Here is a 16,977-nt window from a genome sequence, read left to right as displayed (position 1 = left end):
ACATGCGGGGCGGGAACGGGGTGGCGCCCTGGCAAGAAGCCCTACGCCCCCACCACCCCGTCAATCCCCTCCCGGAGGAGATCCGCATGCCCGTTGTGACGGGCGTACTCGTGGATCAGATGAAGCATGACGAGCCGCAACGACACGTCCTCGCCCCAGCGCGCCTGATACCCCGTCACCTCCAGCGACTCCGCCTCCCGCTCGATGCGCCGCGCCTGCTCGACCTCCGCCTCCCAGGCCGCGAACGCCTCCGCCCGGGTCGCGCCCGTGGCGTCGTACGCCTCCTGGTAGTCCTGCTTCTCGGACCAGACGAAGGGAAGATCGGCCTCCCCCGCGACGACCCGCCGGAACCAGGTCCGCTCGACCTCCGCCATGTGCCGTACGAGGCCCAGCAGCGACAGCGTCGACGGCGGCATGGACTGCGTCCTGAGCTGCTCGTCCGTCAGCCCCTCGCACTTCATGGCGAGGGTGGCCCGGTGGAAGTCGAGAAACGTACGCAACGTCTCCCGCTCGTCGCCCCGCAGGGGCGGCTCGGGGCGGTCGGTCCCAGCGTTCATCGCGAACCCTCTGATTCCTTCGTCGACCGCAGCACGAGCGTGTGGAACCCAAAACTGTCCCGGTACACGCGCAGCCACTCGGTGCGGTGCACGGCGGACGCCTCCAGGGCCTCCGCCGCGTCCGGGTGCTCCGGATGGTTCACCGCCCACTCCGCGAGCGAGCCCGTCCAGTGCCACTCGTAGTCGTCGAGCTCGTGCCGCGTGCTGAGGTGCCCGTACACGGGAACCCACCCGTCGGCGGCGATGTTCTCCACCGTCGTCGCCAGGTCCTCGTACTCGCCGAGCATCTCGACGGCCTCGGCGGTCGGCTCGCTCAGCCAGTACGCGTCACCGATGACCACCGCACCGCCGGGCGCGAGGTGCTGGCGGGCGGCGGCCAGCGTGCCCAGCACCCCACCGAAGGCGTGCGTGGCGCCGACACTCAGGACGACGTCGAAGGCCCCGCCCAAGGTCGCGTTGGCGGCATCACCGGCATGCAGCTCCAGCCGGTCCCCCACCCCGCGCGCCACGGCCTGCGCCCGCGCCTCCTCCAGGGCGTTCGCCGCGATGTCGACCCCGACGGCGGTCGCCCCGGGGTTCGCCTCCAGCGCCCTGATCAGCCATTCCGCCTGGCCGCAGCCGAGGTCGAGAAGGCGCGCCCCGTCGCGCACGACCGCGCGGTCGAGCACCCTGCGTACGGCCGAGTCGTCGAGCGGCGCCGCGATGGGGTGGAGCACGTGTGCCAGCTGTGACTTGAGTGAACGATCCATCCGCGCAGGGTCTCACCCGCGCCCGCCCGCCGCACCCACTTATCCCCAACAGGTGCGACGGACGCCGACGTTGATCCGTCCCTCTACAGCACGGGCAAGTTCTTCCGCAGCTCAAACGCCGTGACCTCGCTGCGGTACTCCTCCCACTCCTGCTTCTTGTTCCGCAGGAAGAAGTCGAAGACGTGCTCGCCCAGCGTCTCGGCGACCAGCTCGCTGCGCTCCATGAGCGCGATCGCCTCGCCGAGGTTCTGCGGCAGCGGCTCGATGCCCATGGCGCGGCGCTCGGCGTCGGACAGCGCCCAGACGTCGTCGTCGGCGCCCGGCGGGAGTTCGTACCCCTCCTCGATCCCCTTGAGACCGGCGGCCAGCAGCACCGCGTACGTCAGGTACGGGTTCGCACCCGAGTCGATCGAGCGGACCTCGACCCGCGAGGAGCCCGTCTTGCCGGGCTTGTACATGGGGACGCGGATGAGGGCGGAACGGTTGTTGTGCCCCCAGCAGATGTACGAGGGGGCCTCGCCGCCCGAACCCGCCGTGCGCGCGGAACCGCCCCAGATCCTCTTGTACGAGTTGACCCACTGGTTGGTCACGGCGGAGATCTCGGCGGCGTGCTTGAGCAGGCCCGCGATGAACGACCGTCCCACCTTGGACAGTTGGTACTCCGCCCCCGACTCGTAGAAGGCGTTCCTGTCCCCCTCGAAGAGCGAGAGATGGGTGTGCATGCCCGAGCCCGGGAACTCGCTGAACGGCTTCGGCATGAAGGTCGCCTGCACGCCCTGTTCGAGGGCCACCTGCTTCATGACCAGGCGGAAGGTCATGATGTTGTCGGCCGTGGAGAGCGCGTCGGCGTACCGCAGGTCGATCTCCTGCTGCCCCGGCGCACCCTCGTGATGGCTGAACTCGACCGAGATGCCCATCGACTCCAGCATGGTGATGGCCTGGCGGCGGAAGTCCATGCCGACGTTCTGCGGGGTGTGGTCGAAGTACCCGGAGTTGTCGGCCGGAACCGGCTTCGACCCGTCGAGCGGCTTGTCCTTGAGCAGGAAGAACTCGATCTCGGGGTGGGTGTAGAAGGTGAAGCCGAGGTCGGAGGTCTTGTTCAGGATGCGCTTGAGGACGTAACGCGGGTCGGCGAAGGACGGCGAGCCGTCCGGCATCAGGATGTCGCAGAACATGCGGGCGGTGCCGGGGGCCTCCGCGCGCCACGGGAGGATCTGGAAGGTGCTGGGGTCCGGCTTGGCGATCATGTCGGACTCGTAGACCCGGGCGAAGCCCTCGATGGCGGAGCCGTCGAAGCCGATGCCCTCGTCGAAGGCCTGCTCCAGCTCGGCCGGGGCCACCGCGACCGATTTCAGGAAGCCGAGCACATCGGTGAACCACAGGCGCACGAAGCGGATGTCACGCTCCTCCAGGGTACGGAGCACGAATTCCTGCTGCTTGTCCATTTTCACTTCCATCCTTGCTGGTCAGGCCGCCTGCTCCCGCGCCTCGGGACACACTCGGGGCTTCCAGCATCCCACCACACGGTTTCGCGCAGGTTGCGCAGTGCCCCTCCCGCCGGGGAAAGAACCGGGGAAAGTTCGCGGCTCACGCCCGGGATCACGGTGTACGGATCACCACGTACACCGTACGCAGCAGGGCGGCGGCGGGGAGGAGGGCGACGCATGCGTTCTGGGCGGTGTCGCGGAGGGTGTGCGGGGCGAGGCGGTCGTGGGGCCGGTCGGTGGCGTACGTGGGGGACGCGACCGGCATGTCGGGGGCAAGGGGGGCCGGGGGCGGGTGAGTTGGTGCGGAGGAAAGCGGGACGTGGGGCGAGGGGGCGATTAGCATCTCGGGCCATGAGGGGAGCCCGGCACATCCGTATCGCAGGCACCGTGCGTCACGCGCGGGGCGCTGCGCGGCGCGGCGTGCGCGCCGTGGGGCGGGTGCGGGGCGGCGCAGGCGTCGTACGGCGTGGGCGGCTCCTCGTGGGCATCGTGCCTCGCGCGCGGGGCGGCGCGGACATCGTCCGGCACGCACGATGCGGCGCAGGGTCCGTCCGGCGCACACGGTCCGGCGCAGGTCCCGTCCGGCGCGCGCGGTCCGGTGCGGGCGGCGTGTGGCGGACCGAGGGCGGGGTGCGGCGGGGTGTGGCGCTTTTGTGTGCTGCCGCGGCACTGCTCGGGGCTCTGCTCGCCTGTCTGGGGCCCGTCGGGGGTGGCGGGGAGGGAAGGGATTCGCACCGCGTCACCGCCGGGGTGGCCGGGGCCGCGTACAACTGCCCGTACGAGCAGGAGGGCTGCGGGGTGTTTCCGCACCTGTCGCCCGCCGTGCTGACCGCCCCGCCGCAGGATTCCGCCCCGGGCACCGCCGTGCTCGCGGTGCGGCACGCGGGCGGTGACGAGAGGCCGAGGGTGCGGCGGTCGGGCGAGGTGCGGGCCCGGGCGCCGGGGGCGCATGTGCTGGGCGTGCTGCGGAGGTAGGAGGCCGAGGGCGGGCTTCGGCGCGCCCGTTCCCGGCTGCGGATCGTCTCCGTACACACCACAACTCCCCTTTCAGAGAAGTTTCAGAGAAGGAAGACCAGCCATGACCGCCACCTCGTCCCCCAGCAGTTCCCGCAAGGCCCGAATAGAGGAGATGCGGCGCGCCGAGAAGACCCGCGACCGCCGCAACAAGATCATCGCGTTCGGCGTCGGCGGGGCCGTCCTCGCCGGGGTGATCGGCTTCGGGGTGTACGTCTTCGGCAAGGAGTCCGACAAGAAGGACGCCGAGATCGCGGCGGCGAACGCCCCGATCAAGGACGAGAAGGTCTGGGACGCGAAGAAGCTGGGCCGTACCCACGTGGCCAAGGAGGTCACGTACCCGATGACCCCGCCGGTGGGCGGCGACCACCACCAGGCGTGGATGAACTGCCAGGGCGACGTCTATCCGAAGCCGGTCCCGGCCAAGCACGCGGTGCACTCGCTGGAGCACGGCGCGGTGTGGGTGACGTACAACGACAAGGCCGCCAAGGGCGATGTCGACAAGCTGGCGGCGAAGGTCAAGAAGACGCAGTACTCGCTGATGAGCCCGGTGCAGGAGCAGTCCGGGGCGATCATGCTGAGCGCGTGGGGCAAGCAGGTCACCGTCGACGGGGCGGACGACCCGCGGGTCGACCAGTTCTTCACCCGGTACGTGATGGGCAAGCAGACCCCGGAGCCGGGCGCGGCCTGCTCGAACGGCGTGACGCTGGACGCGGCGGGCGCGCCGGTGCTGGGCGGGGGCATGGGGTGAGCCGTACGGCGTGGCAGGCCGTCGGGGCGGTGGTGTTCGCGCTGCTGGTGGTGGCCGGGACGGTGACGGTGACGCGGGCGGCGATGACGTCGTCTTCCGGAGTGTCCGGGGGGTCCGGAGTGTCCGCGCCGTCGGAGGCCGCGTCGTCCGGGGCCGGGCCGGGGGTGCCCGGCGGGCCTCGGGGGGACTCGGCGGACGCCGGGTTCGCCCGGGACATGGCGGCGCACCACCAGCAGGCGGTGGAGATGTCGTTCCTGGTCAGGGACCGGACGAAGGACGCGGACGTACGGCGTCTCGCGTACGACATCGCCAACACGCAGGCCAACCAGCGGGGCATGATGCTGGGCTGGCTGGACCTGTGGGGGCTGCCGAAGACGGGCACCGCACCGATGGGGTGGATGGGGCACGCGGGACACGCGCAGAACCCCGAGGGACTGATGCCGGGGATGGCCACCCGGGCCCAACTCGCCGACCTGGGCAGGGCTTCGGGGCGGGCGGCCGAGGTGCGGTACCTGACGTTGATGATCGCGCACCACAAGGGCGGGGTGGAGATGGCCCGGGGGTGCGTGCGGCTGTGCTCGGTGCCGGTGGAGAAGGACCTGGCACAGGGGATGGTGGACGCGCAGCAGGCGGAGGTGGAGCTGATGGAGGGGATGCTGCGGGAGCGGGGGCAGTAGCCGGGGGGCGCTCCCGGCTGACGGCACCTCAGGCCCGGGGCGGTTAGCTCCAGGTGATGGTGGTCGGGGGGCGGATCGCCGCGCACAGGGGCATGCCCTTGGGGTCCGTCAGGGACGGCATGCGGCCCTCCGCCCGCCCCCGGGCGACCAGCTCCGCCGGGATGTCCGCGCAGAAGATCTTGGCGCGGCGGAACATCGCGAAGGTGCCGTCCGGGCCCACCTCGCCCCACGTCAGGTAGAGGAACCGCTCCCCCGGGCGGCCGTGGACGTACGGGCCGCGGAAGTCCGGGCCGGGCAGGACGTCCAGCGTGAGGTCCCAGACCGCCTCGGCCGCGTCCCCGCGCACCAGGCCCTCCGGGTCCTTCTTGCGCTGCACCGCCACGTGCACGTTCCGGAACTCGCCGCAGTCCGCGCCCGGCAGGTCGTCCCCGATGAGTCTCAGCTTCAGCTCCGTCGTGTCCGTCATGGGTTCATCAGAGCACGCGGGTCTGACATCTGGCAGAGGACCGCTTCCGCGACCCGTTCGGGTCGGTCCAGCATCAGCAGGTGCCCGGCCCCGGGGACGATCTCGAAGCGTGCGGCCAGCGCGTCGGCCAGGTCGCGCTGGAGGTCCAGCCAGTGGAGGGCGGAGAGCGTGGCACGGCCGTCGTACGCGGCGAGCACCGTCACCGGCAGGGTCGCGGCGAGCGGGTGCGTGGTGCGCAGGGCGAGGAGTTCGGCGGCGACCGCCCGGTAGGAACTGTTCTCCAGCAGGGTGCCGCGCAGCACCCGGACCGTCCGGTAGGTGCGGCGCACCAGCGGGGTGGGCGCCGGGTCGTGGGCGTGCCGGGCGCGGGAGGCCCGTACGACCGCGCGGCGGACGGCGGGGCCCAGCAGCGCGGGCAGTCCGGCCGCGGCCAGCGCCGTGCCCAGTGCGCGCGTCGCGCCGGTCCGTACGGCGGGAGCCGCGGGCACGCGCGCGTGGGGCTCCGCGCTGGAGTCCACCAGGACGACGCCCGCCGCCCGCTCCGGGTGCAGCCGGGCGAAGGCCTCCGCGTGGAATCCGGCGATGGAGTGTCCGACGACGGTGACAGGGTTACGCAGTCCCAGCGCGTCCAGCAGTGCCACGATCCGGTGCGCCTCCCCCGCCGCCGTCGGAGGCACCGGCGCCGGGCCCGAGAGCCCGTGGCCCGGCCGGTCGAAGCGCACCACCGTGCGGTGCGGCGCGAGCAGCGGCACGACCGGCTCCCAGTCGTACCAGCTCATCGCCAGCCCCGCGCTCAGCACGCACACCGGGCCGCTGCCCTCCACCACCACGTGGTGGGGCACCCCCGCGATCCGTACGAACTCTCCCGTGATCGTCATGGGGACAGCTTCTCGCGCCGGACCGAGTACGCGAGAACCGCCAGCCAGATCGCCACCAGCAGCACCTGGAGCCGCTGCCCGGCGCCCAGCGCCCAGGTGCCCCGGCCCGCCTGGAAGAGGGCGACGGAGGTCAGGGTCCAGGCGGTGGCGGCCAGGACGAGACCGGCCAGCAGCGGGCCGCGCCGCAGCAGCGGCGTCCACTGCCGGTACCGGCGGGCGGCGACGGTGAGCGCGACGACCCCGGCGAGCGCGCCCACCATCGCCAGGCTGCTGCTCCAGGCGTGCGCCGCGTGGGTGGCGGGGACGAGCCCGGCGGTCTCCCGGGCGGCGCACACCGGGTCGACGGTCGGCGCGCAGCTCAGCGGCAGCCGGGAGTCGGCGACGGTGGCCGCGCCGAAGAGGACCAGTCCCGACCAGCCGGTGACGAGCCAGGGGCGGCGCGGGGTGCGCAGCAGGGCCCAGAGCGCGCCGAGGAACAGCAGCGTGCCGGCCGCCAGGTCGGTGGCGCGGAAGACGCCTCCCAACGGCTGGTCGGCGGCGGCCAGTTCACTGACGTACGTGTTGATGGGGTTCAGGCCGGTCCACACGAGGACCTCGACCACCCACGCGGTGTACGCGGCCGCGCCGAGGCCGAGGAGCAGGGAAATCGGGCGGGAGGAGTCGGAGGGCGGAGGCGTGGAGCCGGAGGGCGAGGGCCTGGAGCCGGGGGGTGTGGAGTCGGGGGGTGTGGAGTCAGGGGGTGTGGGCGCAGAGTTGACGTCGAATCTGGACATAGTGCGATAGATGCTAATTCGGCCCTCCCGCCTCCTCCGTGAGCAATACCCGCCGGGGGTAAGGTGCGTGGCGTGACGACGAGGCGCGGGCGGGAAACGTGGGGCGGGCGGCTGCTGCTGCTCGCCGTGCTCCTGTTCGGCATCGTCACGATGCACACGCTGGGACATCCGGCCGAGGAGCACGGGGACACGGCCTCCGTGACGGTGCATCACCCGGGGTCCGGCGCGCCCCACCACAAAGAGGCGACAGCAAGCGCCCGTGCGACCGCCTCCACGAGCACCCTTGTGCCCGCCTCCGCGAGCACCCTTGCGACGACCTCCGAGCCCCCCGTGCACGGCATGGACCCCATGTCCGTGTGTCTCGCCGTCCTGACGGTGTGGGGCATCGCGCTCCTGTGCGCGCTCGCACTGTCGCGACGCCCGCAAGGGTGGGCCGAACCGGTGCGCGACAGTGGCCTGTTGCGCTCCCTGTGGCCCCATCCGCCACGCCTGCGCGTGGCGCTCGCCCGTCTGTCGGTCCTGCGGATCTAGAAGCGGCCCCCTCCCCGCTTCGTCCCTCCGCCGCTCCCGCGCGCCCGCGCGGCCCACGGGAGCCGGGCACACACCGACAGACACACGAGGTACTTCGTCATGCGTACGCATCACACGCGCCGTTCCGTGCTGGGCGCGGGCATCGCCGCCGCCACCGGCGCCGGTTTCCTGACCGCATGTTCGTCCGGCGACGCCACCGGGCACGCGGGCGCGGGCCACGGCGGGTCCACCCCGCCGCCCGCCCCCCGGGGCTACGTCTCCCCGTACGACAAGGAGGTCGCCGCCGCCGAGGCCGCCCGGGGCGACGGCCCCACCCGCACCGTCAGGCTCACCGCCACGCCCGGCCCGCTCGACCTGGGCGGCGGCGTCACCGTGAAGTCATGGGCGTACGGGGACGCCCTGCCCGGCAAGGAGGTGCGGGTGACGGCGGGCGACACCCTCGCGCTGACCCTCGCCAACCACCTCCCCGCCGCCACCTCCCTGCACTGGCACGGCCTCGCCCTGCGCAACGACATGGACGGCGTACCGGGGCTCACGCAGCGGGACGTCGCGCCGGGCGCGGAGTTCACGTACCGCTTCAAGGTCCCGCACCCGGGGACGTACTGGTTCCACCCGCACTCCGGCGTGCAGCAGGACCGGGGGCTGTACGCGCCGCTGATCGTCGAGGACCCGAAGGAGCCCCTGGCGTACGACCGGGAGTGGGTCGTGGTGCTGGACGACTGGGTGGACGGGGTGGCGGGCTCCACCCCGGACGCGGTGCTGGCCGAGCTCAGCAAGGGCATGGGCGGCATGGACCACGGCGGGAGCACCGGCACCGGTGGCATGGACCACGGCGGAGGCACCGGCACCGGTGGCGGTCACGAGGGCCACGGCATGCCCGCCCCCACCGATGCCCCCAAGGGCCCCTCCCGCATGCTGATGGGCGCCACCAGCGAGCTGCTGGGCGCCGACGCGGGCGACGTCGCCTACCCGTACTACCTGGTCAACGGGCGCGTCCCGGCCGACCCCTCGACGTACCGCGCCAGGCCCGGCGAGCGGATCAGGCTGCGGATCGTGAATGCGGGCGGTGACACCGCCTTCCGGGTCGCGCTCGGCGGGCACCGGATGACGGTGACGCACACCGACGGCTTCCCGGTCGAGCACGCCACGACGGACGCGCTGCTGCTGGGGATGGGCGAGCGGTACGACGTGCTGGTGACCGCGAAGGACGGGGTGTTCCCGCTGACGGCGGTCGCGGAGGGCAAGAAGGCGTCGGGGCTCGCGCTGCTGCGGACCGGCGGCGGGGCCGCGCCCTCCGCCGACGTACGGCCCAGGGAGCTGACCGGGAAGCTGGTGACGGCCGAGCGGCTGCGGGCCACGAAGTCGGCGGCCCTGCCGTCGCGCGCGCCGGACCGGACGATCCGGCTCCGGCTGACCGGCGGGATGGCGAAGTACGACTGGGCCTTCGACGGGAAGCCGTACACCCCCGATCAGCGGCACCCGGTGCGGGCGGGCGAGCGGGTGCGGCTGGAGGTCGCCAACGCGACGGCGATGTGGCACCCGGTGCACCTGCACGGGCACACCTTCGCGCTCGGGGCCGCGGCGGGCGGCGCCCGCAAGGACACCGCGATCGTGCTGCCGAACGGGCGGCTGACCGTGGACTTCGACGCGGACAATCCGGGCCTGTGGATGGTGCACTGCCACAACGTGTACCACGCGGAGGCCGGGATGATGACGGTGCTGGGCTACCGGCGCTGAGCGGGGGCGGGTGAGGCCCGGGGTGGGGGTGAGCAACCCCGCCCCGGGAGTCCCCCCTCTCCCCGGGAGTACCGGGCCCCCAGCAGACGTAAGGACGAAGTGAAGGCGCTGTTAGGCTCGCCGGAGCCCGCGATATCGAACTCGCATTCGCCCCGCCCTCCGAGGACCCGCGCATGAGCCAGCCCCCCTCCCCCTTCGAGCCGAACCCCTGGGCCCCGCCGCAGGAGGGCGCAGCGGACCAGCAGACCCGGATCGGCGACCCGCCTCCCGCCCCGCACGCACCGGGCCCGGGCTACGGATACGGACCGCAGACCCCGTACCCCTTCGGCGGCTACGCCCCGCCGCCGGAGCGCCCGAAGAACGGCATGAGCATCGCCTCCCTGGTGCTCGGCGTCGTCGGCTTCCTGGCGGGCTTCCTCATCCTGTTCTTCTGGCTGAGCTGGCTGCCCGCGGTACTGGCCGTGATCTTCGGCCTCGTCGGCCTCGGCCAGGTCAAGAGGGGCACCTCGGACAGCAAGGGCCTGGCAGTGAGCGGCCTGGTCCTCGGCGTGCTCGGCGTGCTCCTCGCGGTGGGCGGCGGCTTCATCACCGTCTTCATGGTCAAGAAGGGCGCCGACGGGCACGACCGAGTCCTCCAGGTGGAGGCGCCCGAGAGTCGGGAAGCCGCCGACGCCCGGTCGAAGAAGGCGGCCGAGAAGCAGGCCGCGGAGAAGGCCCGGCACCTGAAGTTCGGCGAAACGTACACCTACCCGAGCGGGCTCAAGGTCACGGTCGCCAAGCCGGTCCCGTACGCCTTCGACGACTACAACGTCTCGATCAAGGACACCAAGGGCAAGAAGGCTCTCCAGGTCGTCGTGACGGTGGTCAACGGCAGCCCCGAGCCGATCGACTTCAAGACCAGCCTCCCCCAGGTGACCGACGCGCAGGGCAACGACGCGGATCTGGTGATCGACGGCAGCGGCCGCCAGGAGATCATCTCCGGCAAGGTCGGCCCGGGCACGAAGAAGGTCGGCAAGACCGCGTACGCCATGCCGGAGGGTGCGACCGGCTCGCTGGAGGTCATCTTCAACCCGGACCTGGCCGTCATGGAGGACGTGACCTGGACCGGCCCCACCGCATAGGGCCTTCCGCCAGCCCTTCCCGGGACATCGCGTCAAGTAGACGATTAGAGTGGCGTGCGTGCCTCAACTACGCCTCGCCCTCAGCCAGATCGACTCCACCGTCGGCGATCTCACCGGCAACGCCGAGGCGATCGTCCACTGGACCCGGCACGCCGCCGAGCAGGGCGCGCACCTGGTCGCCTTCCCGGAGATGGCCCTCACCGGCTATCCGGTCGAGGACCTCGCCCTGCGCTCCTCGTTCGTCGAGGCCTCCCGCGAGGCCGTGCGCGCGCTCGCGGTGCGGCTGGAGGTGGAGGGGTTCGGGGAGGTTCCGGTGGTCGTCGGGTACCTGGACCGGTCCGAGCGGGCCGCCCGGTACGGCCAGCCCGCCGGGGCGCCTCAGAACGCCGCCGCCGTGCTGTACGGGGGCGAGGTGGCGCTGTCCTTCGCCAAGCACCACCTGCCCAACTACGGGGTGTTCGACGAGTTCCGGTACTTCGTGCCGGGCGAGACCCTGCCGGTGGTGCGCGTGCACGGCGTCGACGTCGCCCTCGCAATCTGCGAGGACCTCTGGCAGGACGGCGGCCGGGTGCCCGCCGCCAGGACGGCCGGGGCCGGGCTGCTGCTGTCGGTCAACGCCTCGCCGTACGAGGTGGACAAGGACGACACCCGCCTCGACCTGGTGCGCAGGCGGGCCCGCGAGGCGGGCTGCACCACCGCGTACGTCGCGATGATCGGCGGCCAGGACGAGCTGGTCTACGACGGCGACTCGATCGTCTGCGACAGGGACGGCGAGGTGATCGCCCGGGCCCCGCAGTTCAGCGAGGGCTGCATGCTGCTCGACCTGGACCTGCCCGCCGCCTCGACCGACCCGGTCACCGGGGTCGTGGACGACGGGCTGCGGGTGGACCGCGTGGTGCTCCGGGCCGAGCCGCTCGCCCCGTACGACGCCGAGCTGGCCGGAGGGTACGCGGAGCGCCTGGAGGACACCGAGGAGATCTACACGGCGCTGGTGGTGGGCCTGCGCGCGTACCTCGCGAAGAACGGTTTCCGCTCGGTCCTGATCGGCCTCTCCGGCGGCATCGACTCCGCCCTGGTCGCCGCGATCGCCTGCGACGCGGTGGGCGCGCAGCACGTGTACGGCGTCTCCATGCCGTCGAAGTACAGCTCCCAGCACTCGCGGGACGACGCCGCCGAACTGGCCCGCCGGACCGGCCTGAACCTCCGCACCGTCGAGATCGCCCCGATGTTCGACGCGTACACGGCGGCGCTGGGCCTGACCGGGCTCGCCGAGGAGAACCTCCAGTCCCGGCTGCGCGGCACCACCCTGATGGGGCTCTCCAACCAGGAGGGCCACCTGGTGCTGGCCCCCGGCAACAAGTCCGAGTTGGCGGTGGGCTATTCGACCCTGTACGGCGACTCGGTGGGCGCCTACGGGCCGGTCAAGGACGTCTACAAGACCTGGATCTTCGCCCTCGCCCGCTGGCGCAACAAGGCCGCCGAGGAACGCGGCCAGACCCCGCCGATCCCGGAGAACTCGATCTCCAAGCCGCCGAGCGCGGAGCTGCGCCCCGGCCAGGTCGACACCGACTCGCTGCCCGACTACGACGTCCTCGACCGGATTCTGGAGCTGTACGTCGACCGGGACCAGGGCCTGGAGGCGATCGTCGCGCAGGGCTTCGAGCGGGAGCTCGTCGCGCGGACGCTGCGGATGGTCGACACGGCGGAGTACAAGCGCCGCCAGTACCCGCCGGGGACCAAGATCTCCCCCAAGGGCTTCGGCAAGGACCGCAGGCTGCCGGTCACCAACAGGTGGCGCGAGGGGGCGCAGTAAGTACTGCGGTACGGGAAAGGCGCCGCCCGCGCTGCATGCGGGCGGCCCCTTCCCCGTGCGTACGGCTAGAACTTCACCCTGGCTGCGATCGGCAGGTGGTCGCTCGCGGTGCGCGGCAGTGTCCAGGAGGACGTCGGCTCGACGCCCTTGACCATGATCTGGTCGATGCGCGCCATCGGGAACGCGGCCGGCCAGCTGAAGCCGAAGCCGTCGCCCGCCGCGCCCTGGGTGGAGCGCATCTGGGCGGTGATGCCGTTGAGGGCGCGGTCGTTCATGGTGCCGTTGAGGTCGCCGAGCAGGACGACGCGGCGCAGCGGCTCACGGGCGATGGCCTCGCCGAGGGCGTCGGCGCTGGCGTCGCGCTGCCCGGCGGTGAAGCCCGCGTTGAGCTTGACCCGTACCGACGGCATGTGGGCGACGTACACCGCGACCTCGCCCTGGGGGGTGGCGACCGTGGCGCGCAGGGCGCGGGCCCAGCCGAGCCGGATGTCGACCTTGCGCACGTCGGTGAGGGGGTACTTGCTCCACAGGCCGACCGTGCCCTGCACCGTGTGGTGCCGGTAGGAGGCGGCGGCCATCGCCTTCTCGTACCCGGCGAGGTTGTCGCCCGCGATCTCCTCCAGGGCCACGACGTCGGCGCCGGACGCGGCGAGGGTGGCGACGGTTCCGGCGGGGTCGTTGTTCTCGGCGTTCACATTGTGGGTGGCGACGGTGAGGTCGCCGCCCGGGGTCGACTTGTCGGTGTACAGGCCCGCGAAGAGGTTGAGCCAGACGACCGCCGGGAGGATCAGCACGACCAGCGCCAGCGCGGAGCGGCGCATCAGGGCCAGGATCAGCAGCAGCGGGATGCCGAGGCCGAACCACGGCAAGAAGGTCTCGGTGAGGCTGCCGAGGTTGCCGACCGTGTTGGGGATCTCCGCGTGGAAGACCATGACGACCGTGAGCAGCAGGCCGAGCACGGCGAGGACGATTCCGCGCCGCCAGATCCGGCGGTCGCCGCGCCAGCCGTCGGCGAAGCGGCGCAGGGGCGAGCGGGCGGCGCCGGGAGTGCTGGGGGTACGGGGGGTTCCGGGGGTCGTGAAGGGCTCGGAGGGATCGGGCTCCGGTCCGTGGTTACCGGTGTCCGGCCTGTACGCCTGCGCCATTCCGCTGTCCTCACTGCCTTGCCCGCTTGCCTTGCTCGTACGCCGTCCCCGCCCCGCCCTTGACCCTAGGCGATGACCCCGGGACGCAGCTCCGCCGCCATCCGCGTCGGGCGTACTGCGGGAAGGACGACGGGGTCCTGTGGGCAGTTCCGCAGGTGGGCCCGGAATGCGTGGCTGTGACGAAACGCGCATAAAAGGGCAGGTGGGGAGCGTCTTGTGACCGCGCACTTCCCGCGAGGCGGCACGGGATGCCACCATGGACGCGGTCCGGAGACGCCGTAAGGGCGCTTCGAGATGACGAAGGAGCCGTACCAGCCATGACGCTTCAGGCTGCCCAGAATTCCGCCCCCGAGGGGCGCACCCCCGATTCCGCCCCCCAGGGGCCCACCCCCGCCCAGGCCGACCCGAAGGCCCTGTACGGCGGGACCGGCACGCGCCGGATCACCGTCCACCAGATCGCCGCCGCCAAGCAGCGCGGCGAGAAGTGGCCCATGCTCACCGCGTACGACGCCATGACGGCGTCCGTGTTCGACGAGGCCGGGGTACCGGTGCTGCTCGTCGGCGACTCGATGGGCAACTGCCACCTCGGGTACGAGACGACCGTGCCGGTCACCATGGACGAGATGGCCTTCCTGTCGGCGGCCGTCGTCCGGGGGACCCGGCGCGCGATGGTCGTCGCCGACCTGCCGTTCGGGTCGTACCAGGAAGGGCCCGTACAGGCCCTGCGCAACGCCACCCGGCTGATCAAGGAGTCCGGGGTCGGCGCCGTCAAGCTGGAGGGCGGCGAGCGGTCGCTGCCGCAGACCGAGCTGCTGGTGGCCTCCGGGATTCCGGTGATGTCGCACCTGGGGCTCACGCCCCAGTCGGTGAACACGCTCGGGTACCGGGTGCAGGGGCGGGGCGACGAGGCCGCGCACCAGCTGCTGCGGGACGCGAAGGCCGCGGAGAACGCGGGGGCGTTCGCGCTGGTGCTGGAGCTGGTTCCGGCGGAGCTGGCGGCGGAGGTCACCCGGAGCCTGTCGATCCCCACGATCGGGATCGGGGCGGGCCCGGACACCGACGCGCAGGTGCTGGTCTACACCGACATGGTGGGGCTGACCGGCGGGAAGGTGCCGCGCTTCACGAAGCAGTACGCGAACTTGCGGCAGACCCTGGGGGACGCCGCCAAGGCGTTCGCCGAGGAGGTCGCGGGCGGGGCCTTCCCGCGCGAGGAGCACACCTTCCACTAGGCCCTGCCAGGCCCCTCTGAACCACTGTCGCGCAGACGACGGCCCACCGCCTTCCCCCTCGGTGGGCCGTCGGCGTGTCCGGGGGCGGTTCTGTCGGTGGTGCTGTCGGTGGTTTGTCGGTGGGCCGCACGGGCTGTGCACAGGCTGTCGGCCGATTGTCAGTGGCGGGTGCTCCACTGTGGGACATGACGCGACACGACAACACACCACACGCCATCGAGGTCCGAGGCCTCGTCAAGCATTACGGCGAGACCAAAGCCCTGGACGGAGTCGATCTCAACGTCCGCGAGGGCACCGTCCTCGGGGTTCTGGGGCCGAACGGAGCGGGCAAGACCACGCTCGTACGATGCCTGTCCACCCTGATCCGGCCGGACGCGGGGACCGCGACCGTCGCCGGGTACGACGTGGTCCGCCAGCCCCGCCAGCTGCGCCGCACGATAGGGCTGACCGGCCAGTACGCCTCGGTCGACGAGAAGCTCTCCGGCTGGGAGAACCTCTACATGATCGGGCGGCTGCTCGACCTGTCCCGCAAGGACGCCCGCCGCAGGTCCGACGACCTGCTGGAGCGGTTCTCGCTCACCGAGGCCGCCAAGAAGCCCGCCGCGCAGTACTCCGGCGGCATGCGGCGGCGGCTCGACCTCGCGGCGTCCATGATCGGGCAGCCCGCCGTGCTGTACCTCGACGAGCCGACCACCGGTCTCGACCCGCGCACCCGCAACGAGGTGTGGGGCGAGGTCCAGCGCATGGTCGGCGAGGGCGTCACCGTGCTGCTCACCACGCAGTACATGGAGGAGGCCGAGCAGCTCGCCAGCGAGCTGACCGTGATCGACCGGGGGCGGGTCGTCGCGGAGGGCAAGATCCACGAGCTGAAGGCGAAGGTCGGCGGGCGCACGCTCCAGATCCGGCCGTCGGACCCGGCGCAGCTGTCCGCGATGGCGGACGCCGTCCGCGGGGCGGGCCTGGACGGGGTGGCCGGCGCACAGGTGCTGCCCGCGGAGGGCCTGCTGTACGTGCCGATCCTCAGCGACGAGCAACTGACCTCCGTGGTCGGGCTGTTGGGCGCGCAGGGCTTCGCGATCGCCGACATCGGCACCCACCTGCCCAGCCTGGACGAGGTGTTCCTGGCGATCACCGGCGAGAAGAGCAGCGAGAGCGACGCGCTCCGCGAGACGAAGGAAGAGGTAGCGGCATGAGTACGGCCACCCTGACGAAGCCCGACGCCGGGCAGAGCGGCCCCACCCGGCCCGCCGTGGCCGAGAACGCGGAGGGCCGGATCGGCCTGCGCGCCAATCTGCGCCACATCGGCGCGCTCGCCCGGCGCAACACGCTCCAGATCAAGCAGGACCCGGAGTCGATGTTCGACGTCCTGTTCATGCCGATCGTCTTCACGCTGCTGTTCACGTTCGTCTTCGGCGGCGCGATGATGGGCAAGGGCAACCAGAGCGAGTACGTCAGCTACCTGGTGCCCGGCCTGATGGCCATGATGGGCATGAACGTGTCGATGTCGGTGGGCACCGGAGTCAACGAGGACTTCCAGAAGGGGGTCATGGACCGTTTCCGGACGATGCCCATCGCCCGCTCCTCGGTCCTCATCGCGAAGATCGTCGTCGAGGTCGGCCGCATGCTGGTCGCCTTCACGATCCTGCTGGTCGTCGGCCTGATCCTGGGCCTGACGATCGGGACCTCCTGGCTGCACGTGCTGGCGGCGGTCGGTCTCTCGCTGCTGTTCGGCGCCTCCCTGATGTGGATCTTCATCCTGATCGGGCTCACCGTGAAGACGGCCCAGGCCGTGCAGGGCATGGCGATGATCGTGCTGATGCCGCTCCAGTTCGGCTCGTCGATCTTCACTCCGACCTCCACGATGCCGGGCTGGCTGGAGACCTTCACCAACTACAACCCGCTGTCCAACCTCGCCGACGCGGCGCGCGGCCTCTTCCGGGGCGACATGCCGATCGCGCACGACGTGTGGATGGTGCTGGCCTGGTCGGCGGCGATCACGCTGGCGACCGCACCGCTGGCGATCCGCAAGTTCCGCAACAAGACCTGACG

Annotated in this window: 18 protein-coding genes; 10 read left to right on the top strand and 8 right to left on the bottom strand. The window is 71.9% G+C overall.

Annotation, left to right across the window (positions count from 1 at the left end; genetic code table 11):
• Window positions 1-41: 41 nt before the first annotated feature.
• The 4 genes from ACIO3O_RS40885 to ACIO3O_RS40870 all read right to left on the bottom strand — a co-directional run bounded on the left by ACIO3O_RS40885 (window position 42) and on the right by ACIO3O_RS40870 (window position 3,058).
• Window positions 42-557, bottom strand: a complete 516-nt coding sequence (locus tag ACIO3O_RS40885) for a DinB family protein (protein ID WP_401755467.1) — start codon at window positions 555-557, stop codon at window positions 42-44.
• The gene (locus ACIO3O_RS40880) at window positions 554-1,306 is read right to left on the bottom strand and encodes an SAM-dependent methyltransferase (protein WP_401755464.1); all 753 of its coding nucleotides are present in this window, start codon (window positions 1,304-1,306) and stop codon (window positions 554-556) included. Before ACIO3O_RS40880 ends, ACIO3O_RS40885 begins: the two co-directional genes overlap by 4 nt.
• Before the next feature lie 83 nt (window positions 1,307-1,389).
• On the bottom strand, window positions 1,390-2,751 hold the full coding sequence (locus ACIO3O_RS40875) for a glutamine synthetase family protein (protein ID WP_189821854.1): 1,362 nt from the start codon (window positions 2,749-2,751) through the stop codon (window positions 1,390-1,392).
• 154 nt (window positions 2,752-2,905) lie between these two features.
• On the bottom strand, window positions 2,906-3,058 hold the full coding sequence (locus tag ACIO3O_RS40870; protein WP_401755461.1) for a hypothetical protein: 153 nt from the start codon (window positions 3,056-3,058) through the stop codon (window positions 2,906-2,908).
• Window positions 3,059-3,402: 344 nt separating this feature from the next.
• Between ACIO3O_RS40870 and ACIO3O_RS40865 the strand changes: the two genes are divergently transcribed.
• The 3 genes from ACIO3O_RS40865 to ACIO3O_RS40855 all read left to right on the top strand — a co-directional run bounded on the left by ACIO3O_RS40865 (window position 3,403) and on the right by ACIO3O_RS40855 (window position 5,235).
• On the top strand, window positions 3,403-3,768 hold the full coding sequence (locus ACIO3O_RS40865; protein WP_401755458.1) for a hypothetical protein: 366 nt from the start codon (window positions 3,403-3,405) through the stop codon (window positions 3,766-3,768).
• A 103-nt stretch (window positions 3,769-3,871) separates the two neighbouring features.
• Window positions 3,872-4,558: a DUF3105 domain-containing protein gene (locus ACIO3O_RS40860; RefSeq protein ID WP_401755455.1), complete on the top strand. Its 687-nt coding sequence runs from the start codon at window positions 3,872-3,874 to the stop codon at window positions 4,556-4,558.
• A complete protein-coding gene (locus tag ACIO3O_RS40855; RefSeq protein WP_401755452.1) occupies window positions 4,555-5,235 on the top strand; it encodes a DUF305 domain-containing protein in 681 nt (226 codons plus the stop codon). The genes ACIO3O_RS40860 and ACIO3O_RS40855 overlap by 4 nt, the downstream gene beginning before the upstream one ends.
• Before the next feature lie 43 nt (window positions 5,236-5,278).
• Here the strand turns inward: ACIO3O_RS40855 and ACIO3O_RS40850 are convergent, their stop codons facing one another.
• Genes ACIO3O_RS40850 through ACIO3O_RS40840 form a run of 3 tightly spaced genes read right to left on the bottom strand, consistent with a single transcriptional unit; the run spans window position 5,279 to window position 7,352 of the window.
• Complete coding sequence (locus tag ACIO3O_RS40850) at window positions 5,279-5,701, bottom strand: DUF5990 family protein (protein ID WP_401755449.1); 423 nt, start codon at window positions 5,699-5,701, stop codon at window positions 5,279-5,281.
• Entirely contained in the window at window positions 5,698-6,579 is an 882-nt protein-coding gene (locus ACIO3O_RS40845; protein ID WP_401755446.1) for an alpha/beta fold hydrolase, read from the bottom strand. The genes ACIO3O_RS40850 and ACIO3O_RS40845 overlap by 4 nt, the downstream gene beginning before the upstream one ends.
• A complete protein-coding gene (locus ACIO3O_RS40840; RefSeq protein ID WP_401755443.1) occupies window positions 6,576-7,352 on the bottom strand; it encodes a DUF998 domain-containing protein in 777 nt (258 codons plus the stop codon). Before ACIO3O_RS40840 ends, ACIO3O_RS40845 begins: the two co-directional genes overlap by 4 nt.
• Window positions 7,353-7,424: 72 nt before the next feature.
• Here ACIO3O_RS40840 and ACIO3O_RS40835 point away from each other — a divergent pair, with 72 nt between their 5' ends.
• The 4 genes from ACIO3O_RS40835 to ACIO3O_RS40820 all read left to right on the top strand — a co-directional run bounded on the left by ACIO3O_RS40835 (window position 7,425) and on the right by ACIO3O_RS40820 (window position 12,554).
• Window positions 7,425-7,883: a hypothetical protein gene (locus ACIO3O_RS40835; RefSeq protein WP_401755441.1), complete on the top strand. Its 459-nt coding sequence runs from the start codon at window positions 7,425-7,427 to the stop codon at window positions 7,881-7,883.
• A gap of 99 nt (window positions 7,884-7,982) precedes the next feature.
• A complete protein-coding gene (locus tag ACIO3O_RS40830) occupies window positions 7,983-9,620 on the top strand; it encodes a multicopper oxidase family protein (RefSeq protein ID WP_401755438.1) in 1,638 nt (545 codons plus the stop codon).
• Window positions 9,621-9,793: 173 nt separating this feature from the next.
• Window positions 9,794-10,741 (top strand): DUF4190 domain-containing protein, encoded by a 948-nt coding sequence (locus ACIO3O_RS40825; RefSeq protein ID WP_401755435.1) that lies wholly within the window; start codon window positions 9,794-9,796, stop codon window positions 10,739-10,741.
• A 58-nt stretch (window positions 10,742-10,799) separates the two neighbouring features.
• A complete protein-coding gene (locus tag ACIO3O_RS40820) occupies window positions 10,800-12,554 on the top strand; it encodes an NAD+ synthase (protein ID WP_401755432.1) in 1,755 nt (584 codons plus the stop codon).
• Between the two features lie 65 nt (window positions 12,555-12,619).
• On the opposite strand, the gene ACIO3O_RS40815 is transcribed toward ACIO3O_RS40820, so the two are convergent.
• The gene (locus tag ACIO3O_RS40815; protein WP_401755429.1) at window positions 12,620-13,699 is read right to left on the bottom strand and encodes an endonuclease/exonuclease/phosphatase family protein; all 1,080 of its coding nucleotides are present in this window, start codon (window positions 13,697-13,699) and stop codon (window positions 12,620-12,622) included.
• Between the two features lie 317 nt (window positions 13,700-14,016).
• Here ACIO3O_RS40815 and panB point away from each other — a divergent pair, with 317 nt between their 5' ends.
• The 3 genes from panB to ACIO3O_RS40800 all read left to right on the top strand — a co-directional run bounded on the left by panB (window position 14,017) and on the right by ACIO3O_RS40800 (window position 16,975).
• Complete coding sequence (gene panB, locus ACIO3O_RS40810; protein WP_401755426.1) at window positions 14,017-14,928, top strand: 3-methyl-2-oxobutanoate hydroxymethyltransferase; 912 nt, start codon at window positions 14,017-14,019, stop codon at window positions 14,926-14,928.
• A 185-nt stretch (window positions 14,929-15,113) separates the two neighbouring features.
• Complete coding sequence (locus ACIO3O_RS40805; protein ID WP_401755423.1) at window positions 15,114-16,121, top strand: ATP-binding cassette domain-containing protein; 1,008 nt, start codon at window positions 15,114-15,116, stop codon at window positions 16,119-16,121.
• Window positions 16,118-16,975 (top strand): ABC transporter permease, encoded by an 858-nt coding sequence (locus tag ACIO3O_RS40800; protein WP_401755420.1) that lies wholly within the window; start codon window positions 16,118-16,120, stop codon window positions 16,973-16,975. Before ACIO3O_RS40805 ends, ACIO3O_RS40800 begins: the two co-directional genes overlap by 4 nt.
• The last annotated feature ends 2 nt before the right edge of the window (window positions 16,976-16,977 follow it).

The organism is Streptomyces sp. NPDC087440, assembly GCF_044744005.1.
In the GTDB taxonomy this organism is placed as follows: Bacteria; Actinomycetota; Actinomycetes; order Streptomycetales; family Streptomycetaceae; genus Streptomyces.
The sequence above is the reverse complement of the archived record's forward strand: the minus strand, read 5'-3'. Positions and strand labels throughout refer to the sequence as shown.